Below are 26,860 nucleotides of genomic sequence, written 5' to 3' on the forward strand. Positions count from 1 at the left end.
GGGAGGAAAAATGAGAGTTAAAAATTCAATAATTAATATATCAGCCGGTATAGGCAGTCAAGTTATTATTACGTTACTAAGTTTTGCTTCCAGAACCATATTTATTACTTATTTAGGTGTTGAGTATCTGGGGGTAAATGGATTATTTACTAATATATTAGGAATGTTATCTTTAGCTGAAGCAGGAATAGGATCTGCTATCATATATAATCTATATAAACCAGTGGCAGAAAATAATCAGGATAGAATCAATATGCTTATGAATTTTTATAGAAAGGCATATATGGCAATAGCTTTAATAGTATTGTTACTAGGATTACTTTTGTTACCTTTTCTTGGATATATCGCTAAAGATGCAAAGGTAGACAATATTCATTTTATTTATATTATATTTTTAATTAATACAGCTTCATCTTATCTATTTTCTTATAAAACCTCATTTTTAAATGTTTGTCAAAAGGGATATATTGTTACAGGGATTTATTCTATCTCATCTATTATATCTACTTGCATTAAAATAGGAATTTTATACTTTACGCATAGTTATATTTTATATCTAATAATCGATATTATTATAACAATCAGTACCTCTGCGTTCTTGGCTATATTGGTAGATAAGATGTACCCATTTTTAAAAAATAAAGCAGCAAGCAAATTAGATAGTGAAACCAAAAGTAATATTGTTAAAAATGTAAAGGCTTTAGTGCTACATAATATAGGCGGATATATTGTCTTTGGTACTGATAACATGTTAATTGCGTCTTTTGTCAGTGTTACAGCTGTTGGATTGTATTCAAATTATTATATGTTAATTAACATTTGTAGAACTTTTATAAATCAAATCTTTGATAATATAAATCATAGTGTAGGGAATTTGGTTGCAAAAGAAAGCGATGAAAAAATTTATAGCATATTTAAGATTACTATGCTTTGTAATTTTTGGATATACTCATTTTTTTCCATATTTTTATATATTATAATGCAACCCTTTATTACTTTATGGATTGGTTCAAAATTTATTATGGATATAAGTGTATTAATTATATTAATGATAAATTTTTATGTATCAGGAATGAGACGTTCTATATCTATGGTCAAAACAACATCAGGGATTTTTCATGAAGATAGGTATGCGCCCTTTTTAGAGGCTGCCGTGAATCTGGTGGCTTCTATTGTCTTGGTGCAATATATGGGCATAACAGGTGTTTTTATTGGAACACTTATAAGTACACTAGTGGTTCCATTTTGGATTGCTCCTTATTTAGTATATAAGAAAGTATTCCGTAAACCGGTTAGAGATTATTTTTTAAAATATACTTACTATGTGATGATAGGGTTAGGAGCTTGTGTTATCACAAGTTTAATATGTGGTCTTATTCCGTATAATGGATTACTAGAATTAATATTAAGAGGGATGATTTGTTTAATAATTCCAAATGCTATTTATGTATTTGTTTTTTATAAGACAGATGAATTTAAGTATTTATTTGGAGTTGTTAAAAGTATAATTGGAAACCTGAGGGTGAAAATTCAGTCACACAAAAAGGGCACTTTTTAATTTGAAATCTACATTTCTATAATCCCGTTACTGACCCAATCCATCGAGCACCAGCGCCTAATGAATTGACACAAAATTATAATGCTTAAAGTAAGAGCAAGTAAATAAAAGGAAAGTATTAAGAATCTTTTAGAAATGAAACACCACTATGCTCTGTTGAATATGGTGGTGTTCTTATTACTGAGTATTTTAATTAAGTATTTTGCATGACATGTCCTTAAATAAAAAAGTAAATCAATTCGTTATTTTTCAACTATGAATGGGGCTGCTTTTTATGAAGATAGAAGTTTTAGGCAGTTATGGAGTAGAGGTTAATACATAAACCAAATTAGGAGTATGATTATATATGAAAAGACTTTTCGATTTGTTCGTTTCTTTGTCATTATTGGTGTTTCTTTTACCTCTTATTATAATAGTGGCTGTTTTAGTTAGAATTAAGTTGGGTTCCCCTATCATATTTAAGCAGCAACGCCCGGGATTGCATGGTGTCCCTTTTTTTCTTTATAAGTTTAGAACTATGACTGACGAGAAGGATAGTGAGGGGAATGCGTTGCCCGATGATGTAAGGTTTACCCGTTTCGGAGGGTTTCTGAGAAAATATAGTTTAGATGAATTGCCACAGTTGTTTAATGTTATAAAAGGGGACTTAAGTTTGGTAGGTCCAAGACCATTATTGATGGAGTATTTGGAACTATACACAGAAGAGCAGGCCAAGCGGCATAATGTCAGACCAGGGATTACGGGATGGGCCCAAGTAAATGGAAGAAACGCGATTTCTTGGGAGGAAAAATTTGATTTTGATGTATGGTATGCAAAAAAACGGACTTTTTGGCTTGATATGAAAATTTTGTTGTTAACGGTAAAGAAAGTATTTAAGTCAGAAGGAATCAATCAGGTTGGGCATGTAACTGTGGAAAAATTTAATGGTACAAAGAATTCTTGAGGAGGTGAGATGGATGCGAATAATTATGATTGGGGCAGGTGGTCATAGTAAAGTAATCCGAGATATTATCCTATCGTATGGAAATTATGAAATCATTGCGCAATTAGATGATGTGTATAAAGAGTTAAAAATTGAGGATGGTGTCTATTTTGGACCTATTTCTGCAGCTGTAAAGTTAATGGATGAGCATGTAGATACAAAGTTCGTGATAGCTATAGGGAATAACAGAACAAGAAAGATAATTATGGAGCAGTTAGAGATTCCCAGTCATCGCTATGCGACGCTTATACATAAACAATCTATTGTTAGTTTAAGTGCAAAGATTGGAACTGGTACGGTTATTATGCCAGGTGCAATTGTTAATGCAGATGTTGAAATTGGGAATCACGTTATTGTCAATTCAGGCGCTATTATTGAACATGATAATAAGATAAATGATTTTGCACATATTTCCCCAAATGCAGTGCTTACAGGATCCGTTACTGTAGGAATAGGAGTACATATAGGAGCAGGAGTTAATGTGATTCCAAATATTACAATTGGCGATTGGTCCGTTATCGGTGCCGGAGCAACAGTGATCCGTGACATTGTAGCGAATTGTAAGGCAGTTGGTATTCCAGCTAGAGTAATAAACAAAGAATTATAGGAGAGTGTTTAAAGTGGTATACTCACAGGAAAAAACAAGAATCTATCTCTCCGCTCCACATATGAGCGGTAATGAACAAAAATATATAGGGGAAGCATTTGATATGAATTGGATTGCTCCACTTGGTCCAAATGTAGATGCGTTTGAAAGTGAACTTTCATCCCATGTTGGAGTTCTTGATGCGGCTGCAGTTAGTTCAGGAACCTCTGCTATCCATTTGGCACTTCGCTTACTGGATGTAAATGATGGAGATACGGTGTTTTGTTCAAGTCTTACTTTTATAGCGAGCGCAAATCCAATTTTATATTTAGGGGCTAAACCAGTATTTATTGATTCTGAGCTTGAAACGTGGAATATGTCGCCACAAGCTTTAGAACGTGCATTACGTGATGCAAATGAGAAAGGAATACTTCCGAAAGCTGTCATTGTTGTAAATTTATATGGACAAAGCGCTAAAATGGATGAAATTCTTTCGTTATGTAATGAATATGATGTCCCAGTGATAGAAGATGCGGCAGAATCGCTCGGTTCTTCCTATAAAGGTAAAGAAAGCGGGACATTCGGAAAATTTGGTATTTATTCGTTTAACGGCAATAAAATCATTACAACTTCAGGTGGAGGCATGCTTGTTTCAAATGATGTCGAGGCATTGAGAAAAGCAAGATTTTTAGCTACTCAAGCAAGAGATCCGGCTCCACACTACCAACATAGTGAGGTTGGATATAATTATCGTATGAGTAATATTTTAGCAGGTGTAGGTAGAGCACAGCTGCAGGTCTTACAAGAGAGAGTACATGCAAGAAGACGAATATTTGATAGATATTATCAAGAATTATCTCATATTCCAGGGATACAGTTTATGCCTGAGTTAGAGGATACTTATTCAAACCGGTGGCTTACAGTTCTTACTGTAGATGAAGAAAAAACAGGAGTACCGATTCAGGCATTACTGAAACAACTGGAAAATGAAAACATTGAGGCGCGTCCTGTTTGGAAGCCTCTTCATATGCAACCTTTATTTGAAGATGTAATGTATTATCCGCATAGTGAGAGTGAGGATGTTTCTAGAAAATTATTTGCAACAGGCGTATGCCTTCCGTCTGGATCAGGTATGACAGAAAAAGATCAGACAAGAGTTATTACATGTATTAAGAATATATTGATGGTAAGTGCTGGCATGTAAAGATAAAAAATAGAAACAGCTTTAATTAAGAAAGGTGTTAATGAACTAGGAGGATTTAATATCTCATTCAGTGCTGTTTTTGTGAAATCTCATTTTACTGAAAAAAATTTTCTTTGAATGAAAGTCACGGCAATCCCTATAAAGAGTGAAATAGTAAGCGTACATAATCTTGTGGTAAATGCGAATGGTATTTTTTATTAGTGGTAAACGCATATTATATCATCCCCTTTGTGAAAATGGTATAAATATAAAAAGGTTATTCTCCTGTTTCGATTAAAGAAGCAGGAGAATAAAGTAATAGAGAACATAACACGTGAAATCAACTTTAATTAGTGGGTTAATAATAAATTATATAAAATATCATAGCACAGAAATTTTAAAAATATAAAAAGATGAAAATTCTCCTGTGTATTTGTAAGATATAACGTTTATCCTGCTATTTATGAGCATTAAGAGCACTACCTTAAGACTTTCGGGAAACTTAGAAGATAGATGGAATGTTCGTAAAAGCTCGATTGATGAGATTAATAGTCGGTAGGGATGTAAAGCCTCCTACGGATTAATGTTTTACTGTATTATTTTTTCTTACAGTTACTAAAAAAGATACATAAATATTCATTTTTTTGAGTATATAGATACTTGACAATGTAATAGTGAAATGGTAATCTGAATTTATATTCTTTATAAAGAATATAAACGTTTTATTGGTATATTAAATTCAATGATTTTTATTCATATAAAATTCAGATGGTAATATCTCGATTCGAATTAAGAAAATCACACCTTTGTTCATTTTTTTGAGGAAATTAAAATGCTAGGGTTTACAATAGGATAGGTAGCCTGAAGGCTTGAATACTTCAACTGAAAAAAGATTTAAGGCTATAAAATTGGGTTTTAAAATCTGTTATGCGTAAAACGAGGTAGTTTGAGGAAAGGGTTTTCTGGTATATTAATAACATTTTTTTGATATATCTGGTAATTCACTTATCCATCGGGTTTACCCTTAATTGTCTCGTAGTGGGAGGAAAAAAATGAGTGCAATAACCGGAATTTATCATTTAAACGGAGAACCGATACCGCCCGAACATAGGATTGGAATCATGAAGGATTTATCTCGTTATCCAGGTGACAATACCGATATATGGCACAAGGAAAATATTTTTTTTGGCTCCCATGCAAAATGGATAACATCTGAATCTATCAATGAACAATTACCCTACTATGATTATGAAACACAGTTGGTTATAACTGCTGATGCAATTATTGATAATCGTGATGAATTATTTGATAGATTACAAGTGGAACAGGCATTTAGAAGAGAGATGTCTGACAGTAAGTTGATTTTATTAGCTTATCAAAAGTGGGGAGAAGATGCGCCGAAATATTTGATTGGCGATTTTGCTTTTATGATTTGGGATGGGAGAAAACGCTTACTTTTCGGTGCGCGTGATTTTTCCGGAAGCCGAACGTTTTACTTTTTCCGTAATCAGAATCAATTCGCCTTTTGTACCAGCATAGGGCCACTACTTTCCTTACCTTACGTCGGGAAGGATTTAAATGAGCAGTGGTTAGCTGAATATTTAGCGATACCTAATATGCTGGATACAATAGATGCATTTTCTACAGTCCATAAAAATATAGAACAAGTACCTCCTTCTCATACTATTTCTGTAGTCGATGGAAAAGTTAGTATTTCAAAATATGACGTGTTATTTGTAGGAGAGAAGTTGCATCTCAAATCAAATCAAGAGTATGAAGAGGCATTCCGGGACGTATTTGAAGGTGCAGTGACATCAAGGTTGCGTACTCACCGTAATGTTGGTTCTCATTTAAGTGGGGGATTAGATTCAGGCGCTGTTGCTAGCTTTGCTGCAAGAGCCTTGCAAAAGGAAAATAAAAAATTATATACATACAGCTCTGTACCTGCAGAAGGATTTATTGATTGGACTCGTAGTCATATGGTTGCAGATGAGAAGCCGTTTATCCAATCTACAGTACAGCATGTAGGAAATATTACGGATCATTATTTGAATTTCCCAGGGAGAAATTCATTCTCTGAAATTGATGATTGGCTTGATATTATGGAAATGCCCTATAAATTCTTTGAAAACTCTATTTGGGTAAAGGGAATTTATGAAAAAGCCCAGCAACAAGGAGTTGGAGTGCTCTTAAATGGGGCGAGAGGAAATTTTACCATCTCTTGGGGACCAGCTTTAGATTATTATGCAGTTTTACTTAAAAGGTTCAAATGGTTTCAACTTTATCATGAAATCGGCTTATACGGTAAAAATATTGGAGTCAAAAAGTCACGAATACTGAAAGTCGTAGGAAAGAAGGCATACCCATCTATAAGTAACATGTTCTCTCCACAACAGCAATATGAGTTGCCGACGTTAGTCAATCCAGAACTTGCAAAGCGTACTGATGTATTCAACAAACTTGAGGAACATGGTTTTAAAGTAACGGGGGCTTCTATACCTAACATATATGAAATAAGGCAGAAACATTTTGAACAGGTAAATTTATGGAATACCACTGGTACAAGTGGAACAAAACTTTCCTTACGCTATGGCTTGCAGGGACATGATCCGACGAATGACTTACGGGTAATTCGATTTTGTTTATCGCTACCACTCGAACAATTTGTTCAAGGTGGCTTAAATCGTGCACTTGTCCGGAGGTCCACAAAAGGATTTCTTCCTGATGAGGTAAGGTTGAATCAGCGTGTGCGGGGAATACAGGCAGCTGATGTGATTCATCGCATGATTCCTTCATGGAAAATGTTTATCGCGGAACTCCAGCAGCTTAGTACAGATCCCGTGTCTTCTAATTTTTTTAATATGGAAATCATTAAGAGTGCGATTTTGAAAATTCAGGGGGAACCAAAAGTAGAAAACGTGTTCGATCCTGATTTTAGAATCTTAATGCGCAGTCTTATCGTTTATCGATTTATCAAGAAATTTATTTGAAGGGAGGTGAAACTATGAAACAAGAATGGCAATCACCAGTATTAGAAGTGCTTGATATCAACATGACAATGGCTGGACCGGGAAAACGAATTGTTGACCAAGTGTTTGAAGATGAGGATGAGCAAGGCACACTTAGCCACAGCTAATGCACTAATATTTAAATGAGATTTATATGCTTTACAGCCCTTATATAGTTTAATTACGGTATAAGGGTTTTTTTTAATCAATTTTTCAACTATTTGGAGTGAGAAAGATGATACATACTGTAAAGAAAGAGATTTACAAAGCCTTCGGATTAGCCCTATTAAGTGAGATTCCCCTGCCGGAATTGCCTCAAGTAAGTAATTACGAAAATGAAGTAGATGTAAAAATAGAAACTGCAGATTTGTCTCAATTATGGGGAGAGTTATCTTCCCCGAAGTCAGTGTTTGTAGTTGAAGAAGAATTAATTATGTTTCAAATCCCCGAAACTGCTACGTTTTGTATTCAAAATGGAGAAAAAATCATTGTTTCACCTATGAAAGGGTCTGATCAAGATAAGATTCGGCTTTATATTCTTGGGACTTGTATGGGGGCATTGTTGATGCAGAGAAAAATACTCCCTCTGCATGGAAGTGTAATAGCCATCAATGGAAAGGCGTATGCTTTTGTAGGAAGATCAGGAGCTGGAAAATCAACTCTTGCATCAGCCCTTTTAAGCAAAGGCTATAAGCTTTTAAGCGATGATGTAATTGCTGTGTCTCTTTCTGAGGATAATATTCCTTTTGTTACACCATCTTACCCGCAACAAAAGTTATGGAAAGAGAGTCTTGATCAGTTTGGAATGGAGACAGCGCATTATCAGCCATTATTTGAAAGGGAAACTAAATATGCTGTCCCCGTTACAGCTAACTTTTTCGAGGAACCATTACCATTGGCAGGTGTATTCGAATTAGTGAAAGTAGAAAATGGGGATGTTGAACTTCAGCAGATTGAAGGACTGGAGAGACTACGCACATTGCTACGTCATACATATAGGAATTCATTAATCCCACGATTGGGGATGATGGAATGGCATTTTATGCATTCAACAAATATCGTCAACAAAATAGATATGTGTCAATTGAGACGTCCTATTTCAAAGTTTACGGCACATGATTTAGTATCCAAAATTCTAGAGTCTTTAAAAGAGGAGGAAAAATAATGAGTAGTAAACAAACAATTTCATTACACAGTTTTGTTGTACAAGGTCAGGAAAATGTAGTGAGCGATATGGATGGAGAGAAAGTGATGATGAGCATCCATAATGGGAAATACTATAACTTAGGAGGTATAGGTGGTGAAATTTGGAGTTTAATTAATGAATTAATATCTGTCAATCAAGTGATCGATATATTATTGTCTCGATATATGATTGAAGAGGCAGAATGTAAGGGACAAGTACTCTCTTTCTTAAATCATTTGTATGCAGAAGGGTTAATCTCGGTTGATGAAAAACTTTGATTTTTAATTGAATGTTCCAGATTTAATAGATTAGGAGTAGGATCGATGAATATCATAAATAAAGCCAAAGCTTTCTTGTCGTTCGATATGGGAACAAAATTATTACTTATAGAAGCTTTCTTTTATTTAGGCTGGGCTCGTATTCTGAAAAGTATACCGTTTTCTAAAGCTGCTCCTATATTAGGAATTCATATGGCAGAAACGTCTTTAAGCTATGATGAATCGGAAAAGATTACGTTAAGGAAAATTTCTCAAGCAGTGCATATGATGAGCCGTTATACATTTTGGGAAAGCCAGTGTCTCGTTAAAGCTATTGCTGCAATGAAAATGTTGGAGAAGCGTCAAATTGAAAGTACCCTTTACTTAGGGACCGCGAAAGATGAGACGGGAAATATGATTGCCCATGCGTGGTTACGTAGCGGGCCCTTTTATATTACTGGCGTAGAAGAAATGAAGAGATTTACCGTTGTTGGTATATTTGCAAAAAGGATAGGGTAAAAAAATCTTGAAGGAGAATGAGATGTATACCGGTTGTAATCTTGATTTGAGTCATTTACCTAAAGAACTAAAATTGTTACTTGAAATTATAAAGAAGGAAGATAAAGAGATACAAGAAATCCCGGGAGACTGGTTCATAAATATTGATTGGAACAAATTTTTGAAACTGGCGCTGCATCATCGCATGTACGCGTTCATTTACCCCAAAATGAAATCTATTGATAAACAGTTAGTTCCATCAAATGTTGTGCAAGTATTAAGTACATATTTTAAAAGGAATACATTCCATATGCTTCATTTAAGTGGAGAAATGGGAAAAGTAAGTAAATTATTTGCTGAAAACCAACTTCAACTTCTATTTTTGAAGGGTCCTATTCTTGGCGCAGACCTATATGGAGATGTTTCCCTTCGAACATCAGGGGATCTGGATGCCCTTGTTCCTATAGATGATCTTGGAAAAGTGAACGAATTACTTGTAAAGAATGGTTATGTCAAAGAGGATGATTTTCCGACGGTTATGAATGAATGGAAGTGGAGACGCCACCATACAACTTACATGCATCCGATAAGTAAGGTGAAATTGGAGATTCATTGGCGACTACACCCAGGACCGGGAAAGGAACCACACTTCGATGAGTTATGGGGGCGAAAGAGGACGAGTCCTGTCACAAATTATCCTGTCTATTTTTTAGGTAGAGAGGATTTGTTTATGTTTCTTGTGACTCATGGAACTAGGCATGGTTGGTCCAGGCTTCGATGGTTAACGGACATTGACCGTATGGTAAGGCAAGAAATAGATTGGGAAGAACTCACTGTTATGTTGGAAAGATATGGATGCAAACAACTGGTAGGTCAGGCGCTTATTTTATCTTCTGAGCTTTTAGATACTCTTATAATAGCGGAAGAGGCAAAAGTATTAATGTCAGGGAGAAAGGTAACGCAATTAGCGCAGCTTGCTATATATTACTTGGAAAATATGATTAACTTGCATACAGATCCTGTCCCAGAAGAAGTTTCAAAATATCATGAGCGATATTTATATTTGTTAAAGACAAGCTCTCAAAAGCTACTGTTTCATCTTAGTTGGTTGTATCCTTATCCTCAGGATGTGGAAACTTTACCACTGCCAAAACAACTGCATGTTTTATATTTCCCTTTGCGGCCGGCTTTATGGATTTGGAGGGAAATGAGGTACCGTAAGGAGAAGTGAAAATGAGAAATATTTTATATTTTACAAAGCGGTTATACTCTTTTACTGGAAGCATTCTCATTGTTAATCTCATGGGAATGGTATTGGTCAGTCTTGTAGAAGGAATCGGCATTTTATTATTAATTCCTATGATGAGTATTAGCGGTATTGCGAAGATGAATGAACAGACAAGTCCTCTTTCAGGGGTTCTTGGATTCCTAGGTGAGATTCCAACTACTTTAGGATTACCACTTGTATTAGGAATATATATTATATTGGTCGTGGGACAAGCGCTTTTGCAAAGGAATATAACAGTTCGTAATGCGAAAATCCAGATACGTTTTATTAATCATTTGAGATTGGAAACTTATCGTGGATTGTTGCAGGCCAACTGGAGTTTCTTTGTGAAAAAGAGAAAATCAGATCTTATCAATTCTTTGACAACGGAATTAGGGCGTGTTAGCGCAGGCACTAATTTATTTTTACAGTTGCTCACTTCTTTAATGTTTACATTTATACAGATTGGTTTCGCTTTTTGGTTAGCGGCAGATATAACAATTTTTGTACTATGTTGCGCTGTGGTACTTGCCTTTCTTTCACGACGATTTATTAAAAAATCAAAAAGATTAGGTGGTCGAACCTCAGAGAATTCAAAAGCGTATCTTGCAGGTATAACTGATCATTTTAATGGAATTAAGGATATTAAGAGCAATACACTAGAACGATCTCGATATATGTGGTTACGTAATTGGGCAGAAGATGTGGAACGTGAACAGTTTGCATATATTAAGGTGAGAAATAATTCTCAACTCTTTTATAAAATTGCATCAGCTGTTTTCATTGCTATTCTTATCTTTCTATCTGTTAAGCTGTTTCAGACGAAAACGGAGCAATTATTATTAATTATTCTTATATTTTCTCGTTTGTGGCCACGATTTGCAGGTATACAATCAAACATGGAACAAATTGCAGCGAATCTTCCCGCTTTTAAAGATTTGCTGCAATTACAGGAAGAGTGTAAGAAAAGTATAGAATTGCAAGATATAGAGCAGGATTATGATTGTATAAATCCTATGCAGATAGAACAATCTATTGAGTGTCAAAATATCTCTTTCCGCTACAATAAAGAAAATGCTGTGTACTCACTTAAAGATATTAATTTACGTATTCCTGCAAATTGTATGACAGCTATCTCAGGGCGTTCCGGTGCTGGAAAGAGTACATTAATTGATATCATAATGGGACTTATGCAGCCGGAGAGCGGTCAGTTATTAATAGATAACAAACTGTTGACAAGTAAGGACCTATTATCATTGAGGAAATCTATTAGCTATGTTTCTCAAGATCCATTTCTATTCAATGCTAGTATAAGAGACAATTTGAGAATGGTTGAACCAAATGCAAGTGAGGAGCAGCTTTGGGAAGCTTTGAAATTTTCTGCTTCCGCTGAGTTTGTTAGCAGGCTCTCGCAAGGATTGGATACACTGATTGGCGATAGGGGAGTCAAACTTTCAGGGGGAGAACGACAACGTCTTGTTCTGGCTAGAGCGATACTTCGAAAGCCTTCTATTTTAGTGTTAGATGAGGCAACAAGTGCGTTAGATGCTGAAAATGAAGCGAAAATACAAGAAGCATTGGAAAGATTAAAAGGGAGCATGACAATTATTGTCATTGCACATAGACTATCTACTATACGTAAAGCTGACCAAGTAATTGTAATGGATCAAGGACAAATTATTCAACACGGTAGTTTCGCACAACTGGCAAAAGATGAAAGTGGTTTATTTAGTAGTCTACTTGGACAACAGGCTAAGGTGAACATTTAAATATGACTAGTCACAATTATTTTTTATAAATTTAAGGAATACACTGCCTTTATTTCTTTCGGGCCGGTAACACAATTTGATTATTTATGGTTCGGGGGATAATTGGTATTTGTGTACTGGTCTTTTTATGGAAATATGAGCTTAATTTAATTGTGTGACCAGTAAAAAAATTAGAAATACTTTTTGTGGCTTATTAATATACCATCTATATGCATATATAAATATCTGTGTTATAATTTAACATGGAACCTGATTTTATTTATACCATATAACAAAAAAGCAGCGAGACCCCTTGTCTTTAGGACTAGAGGTCTCGCTGCTTTTTGTATATAAAGGTTTATTAGTGTAGTTGTGATAATATATTTTGAGGCACCTTGTAGACATTTTTATGGTCAGTGATTAATGAGAGGTAGTGCATAATGAATTGTTGGTATTTTGAATTGCTACTAATTTTATATAAGTAATTAAGAAGAGAAACGATTTGAGGAGATGAAAGAGAGATAGTGAAGAATATTATATAAGTATTTCTTTTTATTTCATTTGAGTTTTTCTCTCAAATACTCCGGAATGCCTTATTTAACAGATAAACAAGGAAAAGAAACAATTTCTCATTAGTTATACTTTATTCTTATGTATTGTTAAATAGATTTAAAAGAATCCACATGTAATATTGGATATTTATGTAAAATATAAATGTATCTTTTGTGATGATATTTTATAGGATTTTTATTAAAGGCTAATCCACGAAGATTTATTTTTTATAAAGCATAGTGTTCTGGATTACGAATCTTAATTTCTAGATATGCTATTTAAGATAATATAAGAAAAATGAAGAAATTTGTAGAAATTTGTAGAAAATTAAGGGGATAATGGTAAAAAGGAGTAAATATTAAATTTTTCTTTCTTATTTTTGTCCTTTATAATGAGCTATGAATACGACATACGAGGGAAATAATGTATATTTCCTCTCCCTAACTTTGATATACACCTTTTTCCAACCTCCGTGTTAATTGCTATTATTTTGTTATGCCGATTAGCGAAGGGAAAAGGGTGTATCTTTTTTGTATGAATAGTCCTAATAGATATTTTGGGTAGAAAGCATTTCTTGTTTTTCGTGACAAAAACAATGGAGAATGGGATAATAAGGACAGTACGTTGGTGGTATGACCAATTTGGTATATAAGGAGAGAATGATATGCTAGATATTCAACAGATTAAAGAAATTATTCCACATCGTTATCCATTTCTACTAGTCGATCAAATTTTAGAAGTAGAAGAAGGAAAGCGTGCGGTTGGGATTAAAAATGTAACGGCAAATGAGGAATACTTTAATGGACACTTTCCAGATTATCCTGTGATGCCAGGTGTTCTAATTGTAGAAGCATTAGCGCAGGTGGGTGCTGTTGCGGTACTAAAGAAGGAAGAAAATCGCGGTCGCCTTGCATTCTTTGCTGGCATTGATAACTGCCGCTTCAAACGTCAAGTTCGCCCAGGTGATCAACTTCGCCTAGAAGTCGAAATGACACGTGTCCGTGGACCGATTGGAAAAGGAAAAGCAGTAGCAACTGTAAATGGTGAAATCGCTTGTGAAGCTGAAATCACATTTGCAATTGGTGATAAGAAAGAATAAAGATTTGTTAACATAACTTTACGTTGGAAGATGAATGAAGAGAGTATGGTCATTCATCTTTTTTATTGTTATTGAAGCGAATTATGAAGAAATGGACGAAAGGTAAGAGGATTTGTCGATAGGTAAGTTCTCTTACTTTTAAACAAACGTTTGATTAAAAAAATTGGGGACTTTCGAAAAAAAGTTTATCAACTAAAGTCTGAAAAAGATATCGAAAGATTAAGAAAAAATAAAATAAAAATCAACAATGTTAATATTTTTATAAACAGGATAGTATAAATGCACAGATCAATCAATGATATATTCACTAGTAATACTAATAATAACCATATATCGACAGTATATAGCAAATGAAAATCTATACATTAAAAACTGTGTCGAAATTCGTCAGATTCGGTAGTATAGTATTTGTCAATTTCTCCAACAATTTTCTCAACCATTCTTGCTATGCTAATATAAGTTCTGTAATATATTAAATAGTTGTCTATCACTAAACAACTTTAGGACTAGATAACAGATGTTTGTTGTAAGATTAAAATCCAACAATTTATTTTTTTTTAGAAGTTTTTATGACAAATTATTGAAAGCTGGAGGAAGGCATGGAAGAAACAATAAGTTTGAAAGAGTTATTTTCTATTTTAAGGAAACGATTAGTTATGATCCTTGTAATTACGATTGGTGCAGCACTTGTAAGTGCGATCGTAAGTTTTTACTTTATAACGCCGATTTATCAGACTTCGACGCAAATTCTTGTTAATCAAAAGAAGCAAGAAGGTGTTTTTCAACCTGGTGAAGTACAAACAAGTCTTCAATTAACAAATACATATAAAGTTATTGTGAAAAGCCCAGTTATTTTAGATCAAGTGAAAGAAAAGTTAAAGCTTAACATGTCAACTGGGGCTTTAAATAGCAAAATTAACGTCGCAAACGAGAAAGATTCACAAGTGATCGCTGTTACTGTACAAGATAAAGATGCAAAGCTAGCTCGTGATATCGCAAACACAACAGCGGAAGTATTCAAGAGTGAAATTGCAAAAATCATGAGTGTTGATAACGTAACAATCTTATCAAAAGCAGAAGTAACAGAAGGACAGTCACCAATTAAACCAAATAAGATGCTGAACGTAGCAATTGCATTTGTTGTTGGATTAATGGCTTCTGTTGGAATTGCCTTCTTACTAGAGTACTTAGATAACACGATGAAAAAAGAAGAAGATATTGAAAAACAACTTGGTATACCAGTTCTTGGCGTCGTTTCTCATATGGAGGAAGTTGGCACAAAGAGCGGTAGTTTATCAGCAACGAAGAGAGTAGGGGGTCATACAATTGGTTCTTAAGAAAAAAATATTACGTGCTCGCCGTCAGCTGATTGCATATGAACAACCAAAATCATCTGTGTCAGAGCAATACCGAAATATACGAACAAATATTGAATTTGCATCTGTTGATAAGAAGATTCGTTCTCTTATCGTAACATCTGCGAATCAAAGTGAAGGAAAGACAACAACGGCTGCTAATATTGCAATTGTTTTCGCACAACAAGGTAAGAAAGTATTACTTATCGATGCAGACTTACGTAAACCAGCATTACATCAAATGATGCAAGTGGATAATATATTTGGCTTAACAAGTGTATTAACACGTAGTAATACACTAGAAACATGTGTGACACAAACGAAAATCGGTAATTTAACATTTTTACCATGTGGTCCAATCCCACCAAATCCAGCGGAATTACTGGGTGCAAGCTCGATGAAAGATTTACTTTCAGAAGCTTTTGGCACGTATGACCTTGTCATTTTTGACACATCACCAATCTTACCAGTTACAGATGCACAAATTATGGCAAATCAATGTGATGCTTCTGTACTTGTTATTCGAAGTGGTGTAACAGAAAAAGAGGCGGCACTTAAAGCAAAACAATCATTAGATAGCGCAAAAGGTACATTACTTGGCGTTATCTTAAACGATAAAGAACAAAATGGATCCGAATATTACTATTACGGTTCTAACTAAATACAAAAGAAGGAAAGGTGAACATTCATCTTTTCTTCTTATATTCAGTATGTGAAGAATACGTTGAGAGAGGATGAAATAGAATGATTGATTTACATTGTCATATCTTGCCTAATGTCGATGATGGAGCACAATCAATCGAAGACAGCATTGCAATGGCAAAGGCAGCATGCGAAGAAGGAATTCATACAATCGTTGCTACTCCTCATCACCAAAATGGGGTTTATATGAATCTAGCAGAAAGCATTCTTCATCAGGTAAAGCAGTTAAATGAAAGATTAAAAGAAGAGGATATCAATTTAACCATTTTACCTGGTCAAGAAATCAGGTTGTACGGAGAGTTATTAGAAGACTATGATTCGGGGCGTATTGTTACATTGAATCGTACGGATAAATATATATTAATTGAATTTCCAACAAACCATGTCCCGCGCTATGCAGAAAAAATGTTATATGAATTACGTGTGAAAGGGATCACGCCGGTTATTGTTCATCCAGAACGGAATATGGAAATTATTGAACGCCCCGATGTGTTGTATAAGCTCGTCAATCAAGGGGCACTAACACAAATTACCGCAGGAAGCGTCACAGGAAAGTTCGGAAAGAAAATCAAGAAGTTTTCATTGCAACTTATTGAGCATCATTTAACACATGTCATATCATCAGATGCTCATAACACAACAACGCGCTCCTTTCACTTGCAAGCTGCGTATGAAACTGTAGAGAAAACATTTGGGAGTTCTACATTGTACGACTTCAAGGAAAATACATATGAACTAATAAGTGGAAAAATGATTTATCGAGAAGAGCCCGAGAAAATAAGACAAAGAAAAATATTCGGTCTCTTTTAAAGAGAAAACCACTTGGTGATGCCTCCTAACCGTTATCAATGGGGGCACTCGGTCGTGCTGTGGGTAGAGTAAATTTCTACCTTAGACGCGTTTGTTGTCAAAAGCATGGTGTGAGGCTGGGTTAGATGCCCATAATTTATTTATGATAGAAACTCTACCTATGGAGTTATAAATATGACTCTATAGGTAGGTTTTTTTATTATTATTATATATATATATATATATAAATTTGGGGGTACTGATTTGAAAAAAGTAAGGAAGGCAATTATTCCAGCTGCTGGACTGGGAACAAGATTTTTACCAGCGACGAAAGCGATGCCGAAAGAGATGTTACCTATCGTTGATAAACCGACGATTCAGTACATTGTAGAAGAAGCAATTGAATCTGGCATTGAAGATATTATTATTGTAACTGGAAAAGGAAAACGTGCAATTGAAGATCATTTTGATCATTCTTTTGAACTGGAACAAAACCTTTTAGAAAAAGGTAAATATGAAATGCTTGAAAAAGTACAAGCATCTTCAAAGATTAATATTCATTACATAAGACAAAAAGAACCAAAAGGATTAGGTCACGCAGTATGGCGTGCTCGTAAATTTATTGGGAATGAGCCATTTGCAGTATTACTTGGTGATGATATCGTACAAGCTGATACGCCATGTTTACGTCAGTTGATGAATGAGTACGAGGCAACACATTCGTCTGTAATTGGTGTGCAAACAGTACCGGAAAATGAAACGCATCGTTATGGAATTATTGATCCAATCACGCAAAATGGTCGTCAATATCAGGTGCGCCGATTTGTTGAAAAACCAGCACAGGGAACAGCACCATCTAATTTAGCAATTATGGGGCGTTACGTATTAACACCAGAAATCTTCATGTTCCTTGAAGACCAACAAACAGGTGCAGGTGGAGAAATTCAATTAACAGATGCGATTCAACGTTTAAATGAAATTCAACATGTGTTTGCATATGATTTTGAAGGTACTAGATATGATGTTGGGGAAAAATTCGGATTTATTAAAACAACGATTGAGATGGCACTTCAAAACGAAGAATTGAAATTAGACTTGATGAAGTATATAAAAGAACTTGTAAAAAAAGAAGAGGTACATTCATAAGAGAATGTCCTTTTTTATTATCAATAAGATGCGAATTATATAAAGAAGGGAACAGGTATATTGAGTTATCGAAAACGGCTCTCATTATTAATTTTATTAGATTCATTTATTGTATTAACCGCCGTATATTTAAGTTATTGGTTCATACATCCGAACGTATTAAACAAAATCCCTGCGACAGTAATTATTAGCTCTATTACATTATTGTGTAGTCATCATATTTTTGCGGCTATTTATAAGCTTTATAACAAGGCGTGGGAATATGCAAGTGTTGGAGAATTAATACAAATATTTAAAGCAATTACACTTTCTATTATTGTAACAGCAATTGTTCAACAAATTATAAATCATGATATTTATGTTCGAATTTTAGCAATCGCATGGATGTTACATTTATTATTAATTGGTGGTTCTCGCTTTGTATGGCGTATGTTTCGCGATACATATATTACGAAAGCTACAGATAAAAAACGAACATTGATTATCGGTGCTGGTTCAGCGGGAACTATGGTAGTAAGACAATTGCAACATAATAAAGAAGCGGATCTATATCCAATTGCGTTTGTTGATGATGATAGAAATAAACAAAAATTGGAGATTTATAATGTGCCGGTTGTTGGTACAACAAATCATATTCAAGAGATTGTGGAAGATAATGATATAGAGTATATCATTATTGCTATTCCATCTTTAAATAGAAATCAAATAAACGAAATTTTTGAGAAGTGTACAAAAACGAAAGCAAAAACGCAAATTGTACCAATGCTTGAAGATCTTTTAGATGGCAAAGTTTCTGTTAATGAATTTCGAGATGTACAAGTGGAAGATTTATTAGGTAGGGAGCCAATTCAATTAGATGACGCGGGCATCGGGGAAAAGATTGCAGGTAAAACGATTTTAGTAACGGGTGCGGGCGGATCAATTGGATCAGAAATTTGTCGTCAAGTGATGAAGTATAATCCTGCAAAAATTGTTCTTTTAGGACATGGTGAAAATAGCATTTATACTATTGAAATGGAAATGCGAGTTACTTATAAAGATGCAGTGGAAATTACGACAGAAATTGCTGATATTCAAGATCGACATAAAATCTTTGAAATAATGAACAAACATCAACCATATATCGTATATCATGCAGCTGCACATAAGCATGTACCTTTAATGGAACGTAATCCTGAAGAGGCTGTAAAAAATAATATTTTTGGTACGAAAAATGTTGCAGAAGCGGCTGATACATTTAAAGTAAATACGTTCGTAATGGTTTCTACAGATAAAGCGGTAAATCCGACGAATGTAATGGGAGCTACAAAACGATTTGCGGAAATGATTGTCCAACATATGGCATCCATTAGTACTGGTACACGTTTTGTTGCAGTTAGATTCGGTAATGTTCTTGGAAGTAGAGGAAGTGTAATCCCATTATTCAAGAAACAAATTCAAAAAGGTGGACCTGTAACAGTTACTCACCCTGATATGATTCGTTACTTTATGACAATACCGGAAGCTTCAAGATTAGTTATTCAGGCTGGAACACTAGCTAGAGGTGGAGAATTGTTCGTACTAGATATGGGAGACCCAGTAAAGATTGTTGATTTAGCTAAAAATTTAATTACTCTTTCAGGGTATTCAATTGAGGAAATTGGAATTGAATTTACTGGATTAAGACCAGGTGAAAAAATGTATGAAGAGCTATTAAATGAAGGTGAAATTCATCCGGAGCAAATATTCCCTAAGATTCATATAGGAAAAGCTGTTTTAATGGATCAAGAGGTTTTAAGACAGTTTATGAATGATTTTGAAGAAATCAGTAAAGAGGAAATAAGAGAACGATTATTAGAAATTGCCAATAATAAAGTTAATTTTAAACATTAATTTAAGGGAAGGAAGTTTTTTAAATGGGAAACAGAATATTTCTTTCATCACCACATATGAGTGATGAAGGTTATGAAATGCATTATGTTAAGGAAGCTTTCGATACAAATTGGATTGCACCACTTGGGGAAAATGTGAATGGATTCGAAAAAGAATTAGCTATGAAAGTGGGATCTAAGGCAGCGGCAGCGCTATCTTCTGGAACAGCTGCAATTCATATGGCATTAAAAGCAGCGGGAGTAGGGGAGGGGGATGTTGTTTTTTGTCAAACACTTACATTCTCAGCTACTGCAAATCCTATTATTTATCAAAATGCTATTCCTGTTTTTATAGATAGCGATTATGAAACTTGGAATATGTGCCCTAAAGCATTAGAAGAGGCTTTTAAAAAATATCCAAATGTAAAGGCAGTTATAGTAGTTCACCTTTATGGGCTTTCCGCAGATATGGATAAGATTGTTGAACTTTGTAAAAAGTATGGCGTTACTTTAATTGAAGATGCTGCGGAGTCTTTAGGAACATACTATAAAGGTAAACATACGGGAAGCTTTGGCGATTATGGTATTTTCTCTTTTAATGGAAATAAGATTATCACTACTTCTGGTGGTGGAATGCTCGTTTCTAATGATGAGGAAAGAATTTCAAAAGCAAGATTTTGGGCTACTCAAAGTAGAGATCAAGCAAGACATTATCAACATAGTGAATTAGGTTTTAACTATCGTATGAGTAATGTAGTTGCCGGAATCGGTAGAGGACAGCTTAAAGTATTAGATCAAAGAGTTCAGAAGAAAAGATACATATTCGAGTTTTATAAGAGAGAATTAGGAAATCTTGAAGGTATTGAGTTTATGCCTAGCAATGAATGGAATGAACCAAACTATTGGTTAAGTTCTATGACTTTGAACGGCAAGATTCGACCGATTGATGTGATGGAAGCTCTTGAAAAAGAAAATATTGAATCTAGACCAGTGTGGAAGCCAATGCATTTACAGCCATTCTTTGAAAAATATGATTTTGTTGGGACAGATGTATCAGAGAAGCTATTTGAGAATGGTGTTTGCTTACCAAGTGATACGAAAATGACAGATGAAGATTTAGATAGAGTCGTGAAAATTATTAAAGGGTTGTGGTTAGCATAATGAGGAGTTCTAAAGATGGCATCTATAGAAGGTTTATGAAAAGACCAATGGATTTTATCCTGTCTTTAATTGCTATTATAGTGCTTAGTCCAGTATTCCTTATAGTTGCTTTTCTTGTAAAAACAAAATTAGGTAGTCCAGTATTATTTAAACAAGAGCGACCAGGATTAAATGGAACTATTTTTAAAATGTATAAATTTAGAACCATGACAGATGAAAAAAATAAAAATGGTGAGCTGTTACCTGATAGTGTAAGGCTTACTAAGTTCGGTAAATTTTTACGCTCAACATCACTTGATGAGTTGCCAGGTCTGTTTAATATTTTTAAAGGGGATATGTCAATTATAGGGCCTAGACCTTTATTAGTTCAGTATTTACCATTATATAATGAACACCAAAAACGACGTCATGAAGTTAGACCAGGATTATCGGGTTTAGCACAAGTTAATGGTAGGAATGCTATTAGTTGGGAAGAAAAGTTTAATTATGATGTAGAGTATGTTGAGAATGTAAGTTTTATTACAGATTGGAAAATCATTCTTTTAACGATTAAGAAAGTCTTTATTAGAGAAGGGATTAATTCAGAAACTGCCGCTACTATGGATCCATTTAAAGGAAGCAGAAAAGGAAACATGGAGTTATGAAAAAAACTTCTCGTAATAGGTGCTGGTGGACACGGAAAGATGATAGTGGATATTGCATTAAAAATGAATAAATAGGAATATATTACTTTTTTGATGGTGATGTAAAAACTTCAATGGGAATAGAAATAATTGATAAATCAACAAGTGTTTCAAAGTACATCAAGGATTATGATCTTTTTGTTGGTATTGGTAATAATGTTATACGTGAAAAAGTCCAGGACCAACTTGAGGAGCAAGGCGCAAGTATGCCAGTCTTAATTTATCCAAGTGCAATTATTGGAGAAGAGGTTTATCTAAAAGCGGGAACTGTAGTTATGGCAGGAACAGTCATTAATTGTTGTACTAAAATTGGTAAAGGGTGCATTATTAATACTGCTTCTACAATAGATCATGACAATATAATTGAGGATTATGTTCATATATCACCGGGTGCAAATTTAGTAGGAACAGTTAAAGTTGGACGAAGTACTTGGTTAGGTATTGGTAGCGTAATAAGTAATAATGTTAATATTGCTGGTAATTGTAAAATTGGTGCGGATGTGGTTGTTATTAAGGATATAACGGAATTAGGGACGTACGTTGGGGTTCCAGCTAGGAGATTGCAGGATGAAAAAGGTTTTAATATTAGCAAATAATGATGTAGGGTTATATAAATTTAGAAAAGAATTAATACAAGAATTGGTAAGAGATTATAAAGTTTATATATCACTTCCTAATGGTGAATTTATACCTTATCTAAAAGAATTAGGATGTAATTTTATTGAGACACCAATTAGTAGAAGGGGTACCAATCCAATAACAGATTTAAAATTATTGATAAATTACAAGAAGATTATTGGAGAAGTTAAACCGGATTTAGTATTAACATACACGATAAAGCCAAATATTTATGGTGGTCTGGCGTGTAAGGTGAGTGGTGTCCCATATATATCAAATATAACTGGTTTAGGAAGCGCAGTTGAAAATGGTGGTTTATTACAAAAAATTACTGTATTTCTATACAAGTTAGCATTAAAAGAAGCGAGTTGTGTATTCTTTCAAAATGAAGAGAATAGAGAATTCTTTGTGAAGAAAAAAATTGTTAGCAATGACCATAGGTTAATACCAGGATCTGGTGTTAATCTTGAGCAATATCGCTTGTTAGATTATCCAGCCGATACAACAGTAAATTTTTTGTTTATTGCTCGTGTAATGAAAGAAAAAGGTATTGATCAATATTTAGATGCGGCAAAATTTATTAGAGAAAAATATTCGAATACAAAATTTCATATTTTAGGTTTTTGTGAAGAGGCTTATGAAAGCACTCTTAAAGAAATGCAGGAAAATGGTGTTATTGAATATCATGGTATGCAAAGCGAGGTTAAGGAATTCCATAAGATTTCACATTGTACAATTCACCCCACTTATTATCCTGAAGGGATGTCAAATGTTTTATTAGAAAGCGCTGCTTGCGGTAGACCGATAATTACAACTAATAGAAGTGGGTGTAGAGAGATAGTTGATCACGGAGAAAATGGTTATATTGTGGAGCAACGGAATAGTCAAGATTTGATAGAGAAAATTGAGAGATTCTTAAGGCTTGATTATGAATCTAAAAGAAAAATGGGGATAATAGGAAGGAATAGGGCTGCGAATGAATTTGATAGGGAGATAGTAGTAAATTCTTATATAGAAGAAATAGGGAAGATTTTGGGGTGACAAAGAGTGGATTATAGAAAATTTATTAAAAATAAAGAAATGCGTTTTAAAATATTGCATTTTATGAAATTTATTCCAGATTCATGGATGCTTAAGTTACAGTATAGAATAAAAATGGGTAGGAAGTTAAACTTGAAAAATCCGCAACGTTGGACAGAAAAGTTACAGTGGTACAAGATGTACTATAGAACGCCTATTATGACCCAATGTGCAGATAAATATGAGGTGCATGAGTATATTAAGTCCAAAAATCTAGGACATATATTAAATAAATTACACGCGGTTTATGATAATGTGGATCAACTAAATTTAGACTTGTTACCGAAGAAGTTTGTTATGAAGACAACAAATGGTAGTGGTACAAATATTTTATGTAAGGATAAGTCACAATTAAAATTGGATGAAATCAAAACATCTTTACAGGACTGGATGAAAAGGGATAACTATTCGGTCGGTCGCGAGTGGTCGTATAAAGATATTGTGCCAAAAATAATAGTAGAGCAATACTTAGAAGATGATACAAATTCATTTGATGGAATTAATGACTATAAGTTTATTTGTTTTAATGGAAGAGTACGGTACATTATATTGGATGTCGACAGGCATGTAGACCATAAGAGGAATATTTACGATGAAAATTGGAGTTTTATTGATGTTAGTACGGACTATCCAAATTTTGGTGATAATGTTTCTAAGCCAGATGGACTTGAAGAAATGCTAAGGGTTGCTAATATTCTTGCAGCGGATTTTCCGTTTGTTCGGGTAGATTTGTATTGGGTTAATAACAAGGTGTATTTTGGTGAATTAACATTTTATCCTTGGACTGGGTATGTTCAATTTACTCCTGACAAATTTGATTTAAAATTAGGTGAGGAATTCATTTTGCCCGAACCACGAAAAATGAGATGAGGTAATTACAATTATGAGAGTACTTTTTTGTCATGATGGACCATTAAGAATAGATGAATATAATAACTATTATGGAGTAGCACATAATGATGAAACTTTTAGGCGTTACTACACAATAGCTGATGAGCTTGCTGTAGTAATTAGAGTAAATGAAACACCTAAAAGCGAAGCGGAGAAAAATCTATCGAAAATTACAGTATCACCTTTTGAGGTTGTGGAATGTCCTAATTTATCTAGTTCAAAAGGAATGTTATCGGGCAAAAAAATGGCTGAGAAAATTATAGAGGGAGAGATTATAAAGTCAGATTATGTAGTTGTTCGTCTGCCTAGCATTATTGGGTCTATTGCTGTTGATATTGCAAGAAAACTTCAAAAACCATATTTGATTGAAGTGGTTGCATGTCCGTGGGATGCTTTCTGGAATCATAGTTTAAAAGGGAAACTAGTAGCGCCATTTATGTATTATGCTACAAAAAAGCGCGTTAAATCTGCTAGTCATGCAATTTATGTAACTAATGAATTTTTACAAAAGAGGTATCCAACTAAGGGGAAAAGTGCAAATTGCTCTAATGTGGCTCTTAAGGAATTTGATGATGAAATCCTTAAAGAGAGATTGGATAAAATTGAAAAAATTAACAACGAAGATAAAATAATTTTGGGTACTACTGCAGCTGTTGATGTTAGATATAAAGGACAACAGTATGTAATTGAAGCCCTAGGTAAATTGAAAAAGCAGGGTATAAGTAATTTTGAATATCAACTGGTAGGTGGAGGGGACCAGAGTTACCTAAAAACTATGGCTCAAAAATACGATGTCATCGATCAGGTGAGATTTCTAGGTCCTATGCCACACGATAGAGTTTTTAAATGGCTAAAGGCTATTGATATATATGTACAACCCAGTAGACAAGAAGGGCTACCAAGGGCATTAATTGAGGCAATGAGCAGAGGATTACCTGCTTTTGGAGCTAAAACAGCTGGGATACCTGAGCTGATAGAATCAGATTTTATTTTTTGTAACTCGAGAAAGAACATCCAAGAAATTTGTATGATTTTGAAAAAATTTGATAAAAAAATAATGAGAAAACAAGCAATGCGTAATTATATTGAGTCCAAAAAATATGATAAGAAAAATATAGAAGAAAGAAGAGGTAAGTTTTTTAAAGAATTTAAAGATGGCTCATATCGTTTTTAGGAAAATGAGAAAGAATGTGAGGGAATTGATATTTGAATCGAAATAAAATTATAAAGTATATCTGTGCAATAATTAGTGTGACAGTGTATCTGATTTTTATCCCGTTTATCAATTTTGATTCATTAGAAGATGGATATCGGATTACCGTCCTATTACCATTAGTTTTCCTGTTATGTTTTTATTTGTTTTTATGGGAACCGCTTATAAAAAAAAGAACACCTTTTATAGTGTTATTTTCAGGTGTTGCATTTATAAGGTATGTCGTTTTGTCCATAGTAACAATTTTAAATGGAACATATTGGGGACTATCAAAAGTACCGCCATCTTCAGAAAGTCTGAATTTGGCAGGTATACTGATGTGTTGGGAGCTATTAATAACCTCAATATTAATTTTCTATTGGTCCAAAAAAACAATACCGGATAATTATAAGAAACAGAAAAAAGTTCTTGAATCACAGGCTAATCCATTAATTTATTTAATCTTTGCCTTAGTATCGGTTATATTAATTGTTTTATTTCCACAAGCTCGACAGGGGCTAAGTTTCTTTGGAGAGATTAATAGAGCATTAAATGATGAGATCGGCTCACCAATTATTTTAGGAATTAGAGAATGCTTGATTAATGCGAAATATTTTATCCTTTTTGCATTTGTTATATTTTTACAAAGGAAATTCAAAGGTGGCTTTTCAAAAAATAGCCTGTTTTCTTATCTGTTTATTTTAGTAATATCTATGGTTGTTATTAGTATTAGAATAGGAACTAATAGGAAAAAATTGCTCGCTGATACTTTTGCTATTTTGTTATTCTTGTGGAATTTATTCCCTAAATATAAAAGAACTACTATTTTTGCTATTACTTCTATTGGAGTTATGCTTGTTGTCATTACAACTGTATCTCGTGGGTTACATGATTCGGTAAATGGCTTTTTTGTCGAATATTTTGATTTGGATTTTTTACAGACATATTTTCTTGGTCAATATAATGTTGCAATTGCAATTGAAGCAGTAAATTATTTTCCTAGTGCACTGGATATAAAGACATACTTATTTGGATTCCTCAGACCGCTATTTGGAATTGGAGCTGTTGTAAAGAACATTGATTTTTCTACAGTTGCTGATTTGTTTGATACAAGAATGTCTATGGGCTTAAATGGATGGAGAGGAGATCAAATTTTGCCAATGATTGGAGAAGGATATATGTTATTCGGCTTGATTTTAGCCCCTATTATATCAGTAATGACAGTCAGGTTAGGCATATTTTTTGATTCATTATATTCTAAAAGTAAGAAGATAGAAATAGTTTTCATAGCTTCAATTGTTTCATTTTATTTGGCACAAGGTATGATCTTAAATTCAACAATCATATTAAATATGTTGTCCTTTAGGTTAGCTATATACATGCCAGTGGTATATATAGCGTATGCAAGTATAAAGAAATATAATTCTAAAGGATACCACAAATAATTTAAAAAGAAGAGAATCTAATGT

At 34.0% G+C, this 26,860-nt stretch carries 23 protein-coding genes and 1 pseudogene; all 24 read left to right on the plus strand.

Annotated features, from left to right (window positions below; genetic code table 11):
* The first annotated feature begins 10 nt into the window (after positions 1–10).
* The 24 genes and pseudogenes from BAQ49_RS01145 to BAQ49_RS01255 all read left to right on the plus strand — a co-directional run bounded on the left by BAQ49_RS01145 (position 11) and on the right by BAQ49_RS01255 (position 26,836).
* Positions 11–1,558: a lipopolysaccharide biosynthesis protein gene (locus tag BAQ49_RS01145; RefSeq protein WP_001264123.1), complete on the plus strand. Its 1,548-nt coding sequence runs from the start codon at positions 11–13 to the stop codon at positions 1,556–1,558.
* A 346-nt stretch (positions 1,559–1,904) separates the two neighbouring features.
* A complete protein-coding gene (locus BAQ49_RS01150; protein ID WP_070146104.1) occupies positions 1,905–2,501 on the plus strand; it encodes a sugar transferase in 597 nt (198 codons plus the stop codon).
* Between the two features lie 13 nt (positions 2,502–2,514).
* Positions 2,515–3,147 (plus strand): acetyltransferase, encoded by a 633-nt coding sequence (locus tag BAQ49_RS01155; protein ID WP_016130935.1) that lies wholly within the window; start codon positions 2,515–2,517, stop codon positions 3,145–3,147.
* Between the two features lie 13 nt (positions 3,148–3,160).
* On the plus strand, positions 3,161–4,330 hold the full coding sequence (locus tag BAQ49_RS01160) for a DegT/DnrJ/EryC1/StrS family aminotransferase (protein WP_071743875.1): 1,170 nt from the start codon (positions 3,161–3,163) through the stop codon (positions 4,328–4,330).
* Positions 4,331–5,361: 1,031 nt separating this feature from the next.
* Positions 5,362–7,299: an asparagine synthase-related protein gene (locus BAQ49_RS01165; protein ID WP_071743876.1), complete on the plus strand. Its 1,938-nt coding sequence runs from the start codon at positions 5,362–5,364 to the stop codon at positions 7,297–7,299.
* A 14-nt stretch (positions 7,300–7,313) separates the two neighbouring features.
* Positions 7,314–7,445, plus strand: a complete 132-nt coding sequence (locus BAQ49_RS31980) for a paeninodin family lasso peptide (protein WP_026591919.1) — start codon at positions 7,314–7,316, stop codon at positions 7,443–7,445.
* A gap of 107 nt (positions 7,446–7,552) precedes the next feature.
* Positions 7,553–8,482: an aldolase gene (locus tag BAQ49_RS01170; RefSeq protein ID WP_071743877.1), complete on the plus strand. Its 930-nt coding sequence runs from the start codon at positions 7,553–7,555 to the stop codon at positions 8,480–8,482.
* The gene (locus BAQ49_RS01175; protein ID WP_002191248.1) at positions 8,482–8,781 is read left to right on the plus strand and encodes a lasso peptide biosynthesis PqqD family chaperone; all 300 of its coding nucleotides are present in this window, start codon (positions 8,482–8,484) and stop codon (positions 8,779–8,781) included. The genes BAQ49_RS01170 and BAQ49_RS01175 overlap by 1 nt, the downstream gene beginning before the upstream one ends.
* Positions 8,782–8,826: 45 nt before the next feature.
* Positions 8,827–9,279 (plus strand): lasso peptide biosynthesis B2 protein, encoded by a 453-nt coding sequence (locus BAQ49_RS01180; RefSeq protein ID WP_071743878.1) that lies wholly within the window; start codon positions 8,827–8,829, stop codon positions 9,277–9,279.
* 22 nt (positions 9,280–9,301) lie between these two features.
* Positions 9,302–10,489, plus strand: a complete 1,188-nt coding sequence (locus BAQ49_RS01185) for a nucleotidyltransferase domain-containing protein (protein WP_071743879.1) — start codon at positions 9,302–9,304, stop codon at positions 10,487–10,489.
* Positions 10,490–10,491: 2 nt separating this feature from the next.
* Entirely contained in the window at positions 10,492–12,294 is a 1,803-nt protein-coding gene (locus tag BAQ49_RS01190; protein ID WP_071743880.1) for an ABC transporter ATP-binding protein, read from the plus strand.
* A 1,195-nt stretch (positions 12,295–13,489) separates the two neighbouring features.
* On the plus strand, positions 13,490–13,924 hold the full coding sequence (gene fabZ, locus BAQ49_RS01195; protein WP_002184592.1) for a 3-hydroxyacyl-ACP dehydratase FabZ: 435 nt from the start codon (positions 13,490–13,492) through the stop codon (positions 13,922–13,924).
* A 599-nt stretch (positions 13,925–14,523) separates the two neighbouring features.
* Complete coding sequence (locus BAQ49_RS01200) at positions 14,524–15,261, plus strand: YveK family protein (protein WP_071743881.1); 738 nt, start codon at positions 14,524–14,526, stop codon at positions 15,259–15,261.
* Positions 15,251–15,940, plus strand: coding sequence for a CpsD/CapB family tyrosine-protein kinase (locus BAQ49_RS01205; protein ID WP_071743882.1), 690 nt, complete (start codon positions 15,251–15,253; stop codon positions 15,938–15,940). The genes BAQ49_RS01200 and BAQ49_RS01205 overlap by 11 nt, the downstream gene beginning before the upstream one ends.
* 83 nt (positions 15,941–16,023) lie before the next feature.
* The gene (locus tag BAQ49_RS01210; protein WP_071743883.1) at positions 16,024–16,791 is read left to right on the plus strand and encodes a tyrosine-protein phosphatase; all 768 of its coding nucleotides are present in this window, start codon (positions 16,024–16,026) and stop codon (positions 16,789–16,791) included.
* Between the two features lie 243 nt (positions 16,792–17,034).
* Complete coding sequence (galU, locus tag BAQ49_RS01215; protein WP_071743884.1) at positions 17,035–17,916, plus strand: UTP--glucose-1-phosphate uridylyltransferase GalU; 882 nt, start codon at positions 17,035–17,037, stop codon at positions 17,914–17,916.
* A 60-nt stretch (positions 17,917–17,976) separates the two neighbouring features.
* Complete coding sequence (locus BAQ49_RS01220) at positions 17,977–19,788, plus strand: polysaccharide biosynthesis protein (protein WP_071743885.1); 1,812 nt, start codon at positions 17,977–17,979, stop codon at positions 19,786–19,788.
* A gap of 23 nt (positions 19,789–19,811) precedes the next feature.
* Positions 19,812–20,927 carry a DegT/DnrJ/EryC1/StrS family aminotransferase gene (locus tag BAQ49_RS01225; RefSeq protein WP_071743886.1) on the plus strand — a complete coding sequence of 372 codons (1,116 nt, stop codon included), beginning with the start codon at positions 19,812–19,814 and terminating at the stop codon, positions 20,925–20,927.
* On the plus strand, positions 20,927–21,571 hold the full coding sequence (locus BAQ49_RS01230; RefSeq protein ID WP_071743887.1) for a sugar transferase: 645 nt from the start codon (positions 20,927–20,929) through the stop codon (positions 21,569–21,571). Before BAQ49_RS01225 ends, BAQ49_RS01230 begins: the two co-directional genes overlap by 1 nt.
* A 15-nt stretch (positions 21,572–21,586) precedes the next feature.
* A pseudogene (locus BAQ49_RS01235) lies at positions 21,587–22,206 on the plus strand (acetyltransferase).
* Positions 22,178–23,269 carry a glycosyltransferase family 4 protein gene (locus BAQ49_RS01240; RefSeq protein WP_071743888.1) on the plus strand — a complete coding sequence of 364 codons (1,092 nt, stop codon included), beginning with the start codon at positions 22,178–22,180 and terminating at the stop codon, positions 23,267–23,269. Before BAQ49_RS01235 ends, BAQ49_RS01240 begins: the two are co-directional and overlap by 29 nt.
* Positions 23,270–23,383: 114 nt before the next feature.
* Positions 23,384–24,178 carry an ATP-grasp fold amidoligase family protein gene (locus BAQ49_RS01245; RefSeq protein ID WP_244159059.1) on the plus strand — a complete coding sequence of 265 codons (795 nt, stop codon included), beginning with the start codon at positions 23,384–23,386 and terminating at the stop codon, positions 24,176–24,178.
* Positions 24,179–24,191: 13 nt separating this feature from the next.
* Positions 24,192–25,373, plus strand: coding sequence for a glycosyltransferase family 4 protein (locus BAQ49_RS01250; RefSeq protein WP_071743889.1), 1,182 nt, complete (start codon positions 24,192–24,194; stop codon positions 25,371–25,373).
* A gap of 32 nt (positions 25,374–25,405) precedes the next feature.
* Positions 25,406–26,836, plus strand: a complete 1,431-nt coding sequence (locus BAQ49_RS01255; protein WP_071743890.1) for a hypothetical protein — start codon at positions 25,406–25,408, stop codon at positions 26,834–26,836.
* Positions 26,837–26,860 lie beyond the last annotated feature (24 nt).

This window comes from Bacillus proteolyticus (genome assembly GCF_001884065.1).
Taxonomy (GTDB): Bacteria; Bacillota; Bacilli; order Bacillales; family Bacillaceae_G; genus Bacillus_A; species Bacillus_A proteolyticus.